Source organism: Alteromonas sp. Cnat3-28 (assembly GCF_022348265.1).
GTDB classification, from domain to species: Bacteria; Pseudomonadota; Gammaproteobacteria; order Enterobacterales; family Alteromonadaceae; genus Alteromonas; species Alteromonas macleodii.
This window is the reverse complement of record NZ_JAKREY010000003.1, coordinates 316,834-325,831: the sequence shown is the minus strand read 5'-3', so window position 1 is coordinate 325,831 and position 8,998 is coordinate 316,834. Positions and strand designations below refer to the sequence as shown.

Here is an 8,998-nt window from a genome sequence, read left to right as displayed (position 1 = left end):
AGGGCTGTCGCTTGTCGAATACGATTTACTATGCGACAGTGGAAAGCTGCACTCAAATGGTACAGCTCCATAGTTGACGCAGCCTGGGCCGGAGGCATATGAAATTAAATTCGTGGGGATCCCTCAGACTCTGACCCCATTTTTTGGGGTGTATAAGTGGTCGAAACGCATATGTATTCGAAATATAAATACTGCTGATAGTGGTGGCGTGTTAGCTTGACAATACATACAGCGTTTAATTTTTAGGGCACGAGAGTCAATATGAATAAATCTAAACAACTATTTACGCTAATTACATCAGAAGGTGAGCTTCAGGTATCGCTAAAAGAGGTAGATGTTCCAGAGCCGAAGCCGCACGAAGTGATAGTGCGTATGGAAGCATCTCCTATTAACCCGTCAGACATGTGGCCGATGTTTGGCCCGGCAAGCTTGGATAAAGCGACCTTCGACGCAGACAAAAGTGCGTTGGTTGCGCCGGTGCATAAGCCTTTGTTAAATCGTATTAAGTCGCGTTTAGACCAGACTCTGCCTATCGGAAACGAAGGTGCAGGTACGGTTGTTAAGGCGGGTGATAGCATAGAAGCACAAGCTTTAATGGGCAAAACCGTATCTATTCTTACTGGTGCAGCGTACACCGAGTATGCATGTGTGCCTATGCAGGCATGCTTGCCTCACCTAGATAGCACAACGCCGCAACAAGCAGCGTCGTCATTCGTTAACCCACTAACCGCGCTAGGTATGGTTGAAACCATGCGTATGGAAGGTCACAAAGCGCTAGTACACACCGCAGCAGCGTCTAACCTTGGGCAAATGCTAAACAAAATTTGTTTAGAGGAAGGCGTAGAGCTAGTTAATATTGTACGTAGCCAAGAGCAGGTAGACCTACTTAAAGGTATTGGCGCGAAAATTGTGCTTGATTCCAGCAGCGAGAATTTTAAAGCCGAACTTTATCAAGCCATCGACACCACGGGCGCAACCCTAGCGTTTGACGCCATTGGCGGCGGCGAGCTTGTTAGCGATATCCTTACCATGATGGAAGCGTCGGGCAGTAAAGATGCAAAAGGATTTAACACTTACGGCTCTGACAGCAATAAACAAGTGTATATCTACGGCGGCTTAGATTTCTCTCCGACAACTCTAAACCGCGCTTACGGTATGACGTGGAGCATTGGTGGCTGGTTATTAATGCGCTTCTTAGGCAAGCTTGATAAGAAACGCGTAGTCGAGCTATATCAAAAAGTGGCGATGGAAATTAACACTACCTTTGCGTCGTCTTACACCAAAGAACTGAGTCTTGAGGAGGCATTACAGCCTGAGAATGTAGCGCTTTATAACGCTAAAAAGACCGGTGAAAAATATCTGATTGTGCCAAACAAAGGCTAATCAGCGCAGCGTTTAAATACAGCAATTTCAGCTAAACTTTGATTAATAAAAGGGTCTGTTGATCTTTGATGTACAAACTTCGGTTTAAAGTACATCAAAGGGCTACAGACCTTTTTTGTATTCGTTATGATTCAGCTGCAAAGAAGCTGAAAATGATGCGAAGTAACCAGTAAACAGTAACCGAAATAAAAGGTATTTGAGACAACATGCCTGAAGGCCCAGAGATTCGTCGCGCTGCAGATAAAGTTGAAGCGGTGATAAAAGATATCCCCCTAGAAAAAGTAGAGTTTGGATTAGCTCAACTTAAACCCTACGCTAAGCAGTTAGAAGGCGAAAAAGTGCTGCGCATGGAAACTCGCGGCAAGGCGTTAATTACCCATTTTAGCAATGGGCTCTCTATGTATTCACATAACCAACTCTATGGCGTGTGGCATACCTGTAAACGCAATAGAATGCCGGATACTACCCGCCAGCTAAGGGTAGGGCTTCACACTGAAACTCATAGTGCTATTTTGTATAGCGCATCTGATATTAGTATTTGGCCAACGCAAACTATTCACGAGCACCCTTTTTTACAAAGAGTTGGACCCGATGTACTCAACAATTCGGTGTCAGAAGAAATGGTATTAGAACGACTACGTTCAAAAGCGTTCTACAATCGCGCGCTAAGCGGCTTATATTTGGATCAGCGCTTTATGGCAGGACTAGGGAATTACCTTCGCAGCGAAATTCTATTTGCTGCAGGTGTTCACCCCTCACTTAAACCTTCTCAGTTAGATGATGAGCAGCTAAGCACCTTGGCACATCACACCTTAGCAATATGCAAACGCAGCTATGAAACCGAAGGCTATACCGTGTACACAGAACTACGCGAAGTGCTTGAAGCAAAAGGCGTTAACTTTGAAGGCACGCGGTTTATGGTGTTCGACAGGGAAGAGCAGCCTTGTAGAATCTGCGCAAATCCCATAACACGCCAAACGTATAACGGGCGGCGCCTTTATTGGTGTAGCCAGTGCCAGGCGAAATAATCTACATCCCATTTTTATGATCAATAAATAATCTATTTGACTTGGAGTCAATTACGATTAATTATATCCGTAACTGGTTACGGAGTTTTGTGAAGTGAAGTCATTTAATGAATTGGGGCATATTGCATTAGGTACTGCCTTACGTCAGTTAGCCGCGCAGGTGTCAAAGGATGCGGAAAATACTTATGCGAAATTTGGGTTTGAGATAGAGCCAAAGTGGTTCCCAGTATTTTATGTGCTCGCGTCAAAAGGTGCTGATTCCGTTGTGAATATCGCTAAAGAGATAAATCATTCTCACGTGTCTGTGAGTAAAATCGTAAAAGAAATGAAAGCACGCGACCTAATTGAAAGTTACAAATCGAGCGACGATTCACGGGTTACGTTGGTGGCTTTAAACGATAAAGCGAAAGCGATGGTGCCCCAAATGGAAAAGCAGTGCGATGCTATAGACGCTGCCATGCGCGAGCTAAAAGATGAAACGGGTATCGATTTGTGGGAAGCGGTGAGCGTAGTTGAAAGGCATCTTCGATATCGCCCCATAAGTGCCAGAGTAGACGGTGACTCGTCTGATATTAAGGTAGTCGATTATGCGCCAAAGTATCGCGAGGCATTTAAATCGCTCAATGTTGAATGGATAAGCAAATATTGGGAGCTTGAAGAGCCCGACTTTAAAGCGCTCGATGACCCTGAAGGCTACATTTTGAATCAGTCGGGTGTGATATTGATCGCGTTAGATAAGGGCGAACCCATAGGCTGCTGTGCACTTATCAAACAAACTGACGATACGTTTGAACTTGCCAAAATGGCGGTGTCTCCCAAAGCTCAAGGCAAAGGGGTAGGGCTGCTGTTAGGCAAAAGTATTGTTGAAAGAGCGAAACTGATGGGATTAAAGCGGCTTTATTTAGAGAGCAACTGGGTGCTTAAGCCCGCAGTAAGTTTGTACGAAAAGATAGGGTTTAAGCACATTAAGGGGGCGTCATCGCCTTATGCGAGATGTGATGTGCAGATGGAGCTACAGTTAAAATAGGCTGGGCGTACAAGCGCACAAAGAAAGTACGCGTAAGAAAAGGCAGGCTACTAACGACCTGCTCTGTGCTTTACGTACATGAACACTAACATCACGTTTAAGCCAAATATGGCAATGCACAACGACCCAATAGTGGCATCTCTGAAGCTAAAGAATTGAGCCACGGTGCCTGCGCCAATGGTGCCTAGCATCATACCCACCCGAGTGGCGTTTGAATAAAACGCAGAAGTGAATCCAGTCAAGTCAGGTGCTTGTTGTTGCAGTAAGGTCAATCCAATACCAGCATATAAACCGTAGAACAGCGCGTTCAATATTTGAAGAGTCAATAACTCCCAACTTGACTGAGAAAAGTACACGCCAACGTAAAAGCAACAGCCGAAAATAAACGCCACTGCCATGATACCCGCAGGAGGGAACCGTCGGGCTAATTTTGCTGCTAGCAGCATAGTAGGTATTTCAAGTGCGGCCACAACCCCCATCATTAGCCCAGGTAAATTTTGCGGCAACCCCAGTTCATTCATTACGTACAAAGGCATGGATGATAAATACATGACATTGCCTGCCATTCCGGCAAGTATGGTTAACCCCACAAGCCAAAACGGCAGTGATAGCGAGCCTTTAAGCGTTGTATTGAGTGACTGTTGATTGGCCTTTTGAGGCGGCACAACGTTCACCACAAAAAGCGTTGCAACAATCACGCATGCAATGGCCACCGAGAAGGACGCTGCGAAGCCAAAATTGGCAACCAGCGTAAATGCCAGCGGCGGACCTACTACCCAAGCGAGAGAAATGGCAGCGCGAACTTTTGAGTTAAATGCGGCTAAGTCGATGTCTTGGTTTTTTGCCCATAATCCCGAAACGGTCAACATTTGAGACACGGCTCCAGCGCCCACCGACATAAATAAAACGCCTGCAAGAAATACATGCCAAAACTGTTTGCTAAAGATAAAGGCGACCATGGCAATGCCCACGCAAATCATGGTTAGCCCGTAAAGGCGATTTGCGTTAAAACCTTTGTCTGCCAAGTGCCCGAGGTACTGACTGATCACCAACCCTGATACCGTAACGGACACCATATAAATACTTATATAAATAGGCTCAACGTTGATCTCATCAATGAGGAAATAGCTCATCAGTGGCGTTACAAACGACGATGTTAGGCCAGTTAATAGACTTAACAGTAAAAAAGGAAGTTGTGGAGAGAATGCGTGACGCGATGACATGAGGATACGAGCTCCGAGGGACTGTTAAACGTGGTTGACCGAAATTCGTAAAGAAAAGGTCGCAGCCCTTAATAACGAGGGCGCATTATAAGTGCTGCGTATCTCATGTCTATGACAAAGCTTTTATTAGTTATGCCGTTTTACATACTTGGTTTACTTCATATGCTCAAGCACTGCGCGCTTTTTAAATTTAAAGAAAGCTCGCAATTTCGCTAAGCGACTTTTTTTGCATGGCGTGTGCAGGAATTGTGGCGTTATCCGCCGGATAGCCCGCAATAATAAGCATATAAGCACGCTCGTTATCAGGCCGTTGACAGACTTCGGTTAAACAGTTCACTTGTTGCCCAGCACGGCCATTATAAAAACCGCGCTCACTAGGACGTATTATGTACATCGAAATAGAAAATGGCGTAAACAAGTATGCACAATAAAAAAGCGACTCACTCAGGCAAAAGTGAATCGCTTTGGTGCAATTTTTTGGTAGTAGAAAACGCTGTTAGTGGCGTTTGAACGGCGGGCGAGTGCCGCGTTTCTGAGTATCAGTTTGCTCTTCTAGCATTTCAAGTTGGGCAACATCATACACAGGCATCATGGTTGTCACTCTGCGATACGGTGGCTTACCGCGCATGATGACTTCTTTCACTTCTACGTACTCAACCGCTTCTTGCCCTACGGATTCCAATTGCGCTACATCGTTAACCGATAAGCTTACGATCTTGCGTTTAAATGGCGGCTTTCCTGAATAGTCAACTACTTGTACATCAACCGTTTCATTAGTTGATGATGTCATAGCTTGCGCTGCGTTTGCAGAAAAACCAAGTGAAACAGCCGTAATTAATGAACCCAATACATAGCGTAATTTCATGTCGTGTCCTCTCGTTGACATACATACCTTTCCATATTGTATGAGCAAAAAAATTCTAAACAATGGCGATTGGTGATAGGTGATTGCTATCACCTAACTGGATATAAAGAATTTGAGTAATCAAGAGAATGGAGAGCGGTAGAAAGAGAAGCTACTGCGTTGAAAACGGAGTGTTTAACGATGGTGCGGAATGGATGGTTTTGTGCACTATTATGGTGCTATAGCACCGTCTGGTATTGTAGAGTTTCGGTAAAATCAATCATTTACCCTTTGGTCTTTATCTTGCTGTCAATCAACACCTATGTAAAGTGTCGACAAAGGGTGTATGTGCGGTGAGTGTAAAATTTAAAATCCCCTTATTTGTTCTGCTAACTTTTTGGTTAGCGTGCACATCTGCCGTGTCAGCGATAGAGCAAAATATTCCTCTTTCACAAAGCAAAGGCGGAACACTGTATCTAGAAGCGACCCTAGAATCGAACATAAAGGCTTCGTTTCTATTAGATACGGGTTCAAGCTTGTTAACCCTCAATCAAACTACGTTCGACGCGCTAACAAGAAATCAAAAGCTTCTTGCCACCAAAACCTCTGCCGCCAGAATGGCAAACGGAAAGATCGTTAAAATATCTCAGTATCAATTAAACTCGGTTCGTATAGGAAATACGTGCGAAGTGGGGCCAGTGGAAGTGGCCGTGCTTCCCAAAGGGAACAATATTTTAGGTATTAATACGTTGCTGCGGGTCGCGCCTTTAACTATTACACCAGACACTGTGATCTTAGCCGGGTGTGAATAGCGTGAATGACTCACTTTTGTTTGATTAAACGGCAATAAAAAAGCGAGCCCGAAGGTTCGCTTTCAAATTTGCTTTTCGATGGAAGAGCAAGTTAATCGTCGCACTCGCTAACGTCGCCGCCCATTTGCTCTTTCATTTTTACGCAAGCTTCATAAGCTTTCTTCGCTGCGGCGTCTTTAAATTCGCCTGCTTTTTCAGCCGTTGCGTCGTATGCGTCAGAGGCCATTTTCTTGCTATCTTCGTATGCGTCTGAAGCCATCTCTTTGCCGTCTTCATAGGCATCAGAAGCCATTTTTTTACCGTCCTCGTAAGCTTCAGAGGTCGCGTCTTTGGTTTTATCCCAAGAATCTGCAGCACTTTCTTTTGCGCTGTCATAGGCGTCTGCTGTCGCTTCGCCCGCTTTTTCCATCTCTTTTTTTACTTCGCTTTTCGTCTCTTCGCTAGACTCAGTACAGCCCATTAAAGACAGTAACAGTGCTAACGCCATTGCTTTAGTTTTCATTGTGAAGCTCCTTTTGCTGGGATTGTGGCTTGTTTCAAAGCCGGTCAACATGGTGTGTTCAAATATCCATTGTATACGTTCAAGATGCCTGCCGTTTTATTGTCATATTCGGCAAGCTGAATATTCGACGAGACCAGTCTAGCCTACTTACCTGATAAAGTGTAAGTAGACTTTATACCGAAAAATGAAAGGATTATAACCAAACATTTACCAAGCAAAACTGCATGCGGACTGTTGAGATATCGTACAGCGAAGTTGAACAAGGCTACGCTTCTGGGCCTTGTGTGGTAAACACGAGGTGCCGGCGCATATTCTTCAGCACAACACCTTTTTTAAGTAGCGCTGCGCTTAACTTTCGCTGCCACTTCTTTAGCTCAGGCTCAGCGTTTGACACCGCTTCTTTATTTTCGAATTGAAAGCGAAGCAGTAAGGAACCCGGGAATTGGTGATACTGAACGTCAAACCAACACTGTTGCATACCATTTAACTCTTCAAGCGCTTGTGCTTCAAGGCTATCGGCTACACTAAAGACCAGTGTTTGCTGTTTGAGTTGAACGGCAGAGAGTTTTTTCATTACAACTGCTTCTCTATAGACACTTCAACGCTCTCGGTGACATCTGCACCTTCAATGGTTAGCCACATTTGCCCATCTTGAATAGTAACCTGTATTTGCATAGAGCGATGAACAGCATTGGCCAAAGTAGCGGCAAGCGACTCTGGCAAAGTGAAAACTGATAAGTTCTTTTTGGTCTGTAGCTTGTTATGTTCTTTCTTCCACCACGCGTCGAAGCTGTTGTCGGCGTAGGAATAAATCATCATTTGTTGGCTTTGATTGCAGCCCTTTTTGATGCGCTGCTCAGAGGGTTGGCCTAACTCAATCCACAGCTCTATTTCATCGCTAAAACTCTTTTGCCATAAATCTGGAACGTCTTCGTCAGACAGTCCTTTGGTAAACTGTAGGCGTTCATGAGCATTAACAATAAACGCAACCACGCGCAGCATCATTCGCTCGTCATTTTCAGAAGGGTGACGGGCAATAGTAAGGTTGTGGTCGTTATAGTAATTGCGATCCATATCCGTTATGGATATGTCAGCTTTAAAAATGGTCGCTTTAAGAGCCATGGTGTTCCTGCTTTGTTCTTAGGAGGCTTGAAGATAACCCCGTGTGCTATGTAAAAAAGTGGCATAGCAAGTTTTGGCGCTATAGTAGCAGTAAAAAGCAAATTTCGCTGTAGGTGAGTAGCGCCCAATACAAGTATTTGTCGGTTTATTTATTGGTGCGCGAAATTTCTAGTGAAGCTTCTCGGTCATATTGGACATCGCGCAAAGCGCGGATAACCAAAAACTAAACAAACAAAATTGATAACGGAGAGGGGTGATGAAGAGACTAGTGGCTATGGCGATGTTAATGTTCGGCTGTATAGCAGGCGCATCAAATGCGTATGCTTTGGAGCGCGGCACTATTGCAGAAGATGCAGATTCAGTAACGCCGTTGCTTAATGGTCAAGTGGCGCCTAAAACAACGCTTAAAATGGCAGATGGCTCGCCGGTAAGCTTACAAGCGCTTACCATGCAAAAGCCCAGCATTGTACTTTTTTATCGCGGCGGGTGGTGCCCGTATTGTAATGAGCAGCTTGCCCAGCTTAAAGATATTGAAAAAGACTTGGTGGATATGGGCTATCAGATTTTGGCCATTTCACCTGAATCACCAGAGCGCTTGCAAGAGCAAAAGCTTGAAACAGAATTCTTGGTTACGCTTTTATCCGACGACAAACTAGACACTATTCGCGAGTTCGGTGTTGGATTCTATTTAGATACTGTAACTGAGTTAAAGTACAAAACCTATGGCATTAACTTAACAAAAGATGAAAGCGGTAATAGTGTTTTACCAGCACCCAGCATCTTCATGCTCAATAAAAAAGGGCAGGTTTTGTTTAGCTATGTTAACCCAGACTTCAAAGTTCGCCCGTCGGCAGACCTAGTTTTAGCGGTTGCGAAAACCCTTAAAAAAGAAATGTAATGCGAATAGCCTTACCAAGGCGTTGTTCTTGGTAAGGCATGCCAAAAGTACTCTATGATATCGAGCACTGCATTTCATCGCGTCTTATAATGATTAAGTTAGATTCGCACGTATTTGACCGTCATAACGAGCTGTACTTAACCATTCACCGAGTCACCC

10 protein-coding genes and 1 pseudogene are annotated in these 8,998 nt (G+C 44.5%); 5 read left to right on the top strand and 6 right to left on the bottom strand.

Annotated elements, in window-relative coordinates; all coding sequences use genetic code 11:
- Window positions 1-261: 261 nt before the first annotated feature.
- The 3 genes from MHM87_RS05400 (at window position 262) to MHM87_RS05390 (ending at window position 3,438) form a co-directional block, all read left to right on the top strand.
- On the top strand, window positions 262-1,383 hold the full coding sequence (locus MHM87_RS05400; protein WP_239257985.1) for a zinc-binding dehydrogenase: 1,122 nt from the start codon (window positions 262-264) through the stop codon (window positions 1,381-1,383).
- Between the two features lie 206 nt (window positions 1,384-1,589).
- Window positions 1,590-2,411: an endonuclease VIII gene (gene nei, locus MHM87_RS05395; protein WP_239257984.1), complete on the top strand. Its 822-nt coding sequence runs from the start codon at window positions 1,590-1,592 to the stop codon at window positions 2,409-2,411.
- Between the two features lie 94 nt (window positions 2,412-2,505).
- Window positions 2,506-3,438, top strand: coding sequence for a helix-turn-helix domain-containing GNAT family N-acetyltransferase (locus MHM87_RS05390; protein ID WP_239257983.1), 933 nt, complete (start codon window positions 2,506-2,508; stop codon window positions 3,436-3,438).
- Window positions 3,439-3,488: 50 nt separating this feature from the next.
- On the opposite strand, the gene MHM87_RS05385 is transcribed toward MHM87_RS05390, so the two are convergent.
- The 3 genes and pseudogenes from MHM87_RS05385 to MHM87_RS05375 all read right to left on the bottom strand — a co-directional run bounded on the left by MHM87_RS05385 (window position 3,489) and on the right by MHM87_RS05375 (window position 5,526).
- On the bottom strand, window positions 3,489-4,661 hold the full coding sequence (locus MHM87_RS05385; protein WP_239257982.1) for a sugar efflux transporter: 1,173 nt from the start codon (window positions 4,659-4,661) through the stop codon (window positions 3,489-3,491).
- A gap of 190 nt (window positions 4,662-4,851) precedes the next feature.
- Window positions 4,852-5,004, bottom strand: a pseudogene (locus tag MHM87_RS05380) (nitroreductase family protein); the annotation flags it as partial.
- Window positions 5,005-5,157: 153 nt separating this feature from the next.
- Window positions 5,158-5,526: a hypothetical protein gene (locus MHM87_RS05375; RefSeq protein WP_239257981.1), complete on the bottom strand. Its 369-nt coding sequence runs from the start codon at window positions 5,524-5,526 to the stop codon at window positions 5,158-5,160.
- Window positions 5,527-5,858: 332 nt separating this feature from the next.
- Here MHM87_RS05375 and MHM87_RS05370 point away from each other — a divergent pair, with 332 nt between their 5' ends.
- Complete coding sequence (locus MHM87_RS05370) at window positions 5,859-6,317, top strand: retropepsin-like aspartic protease (protein ID WP_239257980.1); 459 nt, start codon at window positions 5,859-5,861, stop codon at window positions 6,315-6,317.
- A gap of 91 nt (window positions 6,318-6,408) precedes the next feature.
- On the opposite strand, the gene MHM87_RS05365 is transcribed toward MHM87_RS05370, so the two are convergent.
- From MHM87_RS05365 to MHM87_RS05355, 3 genes are all read right to left on the bottom strand, one after another.
- Window positions 6,409-6,819, bottom strand: coding sequence for a hypothetical protein (locus tag MHM87_RS05365; protein ID WP_039218464.1), 411 nt, complete (start codon window positions 6,817-6,819; stop codon window positions 6,409-6,411).
- A 265-nt stretch (window positions 6,820-7,084) separates the two neighbouring features.
- Complete coding sequence (locus tag MHM87_RS05360) at window positions 7,085-7,393, bottom strand: hypothetical protein (protein ID WP_239257979.1); 309 nt, start codon at window positions 7,391-7,393, stop codon at window positions 7,085-7,087.
- Complete coding sequence (locus MHM87_RS05355) at window positions 7,393-7,941, bottom strand: YaeQ family protein (RefSeq protein ID WP_014977171.1); 549 nt, start codon at window positions 7,939-7,941, stop codon at window positions 7,393-7,395. Before MHM87_RS05355 ends, MHM87_RS05360 begins: the two co-directional genes overlap by 1 nt.
- Before the next feature lie 256 nt (window positions 7,942-8,197).
- Between MHM87_RS05355 and MHM87_RS05350 the strand changes: the two genes are divergently transcribed.
- On the top strand, window positions 8,198-8,839 hold the full coding sequence (locus MHM87_RS05350) for a peroxiredoxin-like family protein (protein ID WP_101565479.1): 642 nt from the start codon (window positions 8,198-8,200) through the stop codon (window positions 8,837-8,839).
- The last annotated feature ends 159 nt before the right edge of the window (window positions 8,840-8,998 follow it).

What these genes read in the sequence shown, in the direction of transcription:
- MHM87_RS05385 (WP_239257982.1), bottom strand. Translation starts at nt 4,661, where the DNA reads ATGTCATCGCGTCACGCATTCTCTCCACAACTTCCTTTTTTACTGTTA.
- nei (WP_239257984.1), top strand. Translation starts at nt 1,590, where the DNA reads ATGCCTGAAGGCCCAGAGATTCGTCGCGCTGCAGATAAAGTTGAAGCG.
- MHM87_RS05400 (WP_239257985.1), top strand. Translation starts at nt 262, where the DNA reads ATGAATAAATCTAAACAACTATTTACGCTAATTACATCAGAAGGTGAG.
- MHM87_RS05360 (WP_239257979.1), bottom strand. Translation starts at nt 7,393, where the DNA reads ATGAAAAAACTCTCTGCCGTTCAACTCAAACAGCAAACACTGGTCTTT.
- MHM87_RS05375 (WP_239257981.1), bottom strand. Translation starts at nt 5,526, where the DNA reads ATGAAATTACGCTATGTATTGGGTTCATTAATTACGGCTGTTTCACTT.
- MHM87_RS05365 (WP_039218464.1), bottom strand. Translation starts at nt 6,819, where the DNA reads ATGAAAACTAAAGCAATGGCGTTAGCACTGTTACTGTCTTTAATGGGC.
- MHM87_RS05355 (WP_014977171.1), bottom strand. Translation starts at nt 7,941, where the DNA reads ATGGCTCTTAAAGCGACCATTTTTAAAGCTGACATATCCATAACGGAT.
- MHM87_RS05350 (WP_101565479.1), top strand. Translation starts at nt 8,198, where the DNA reads ATGAAGAGACTAGTGGCTATGGCGATGTTAATGTTCGGCTGTATAGCA.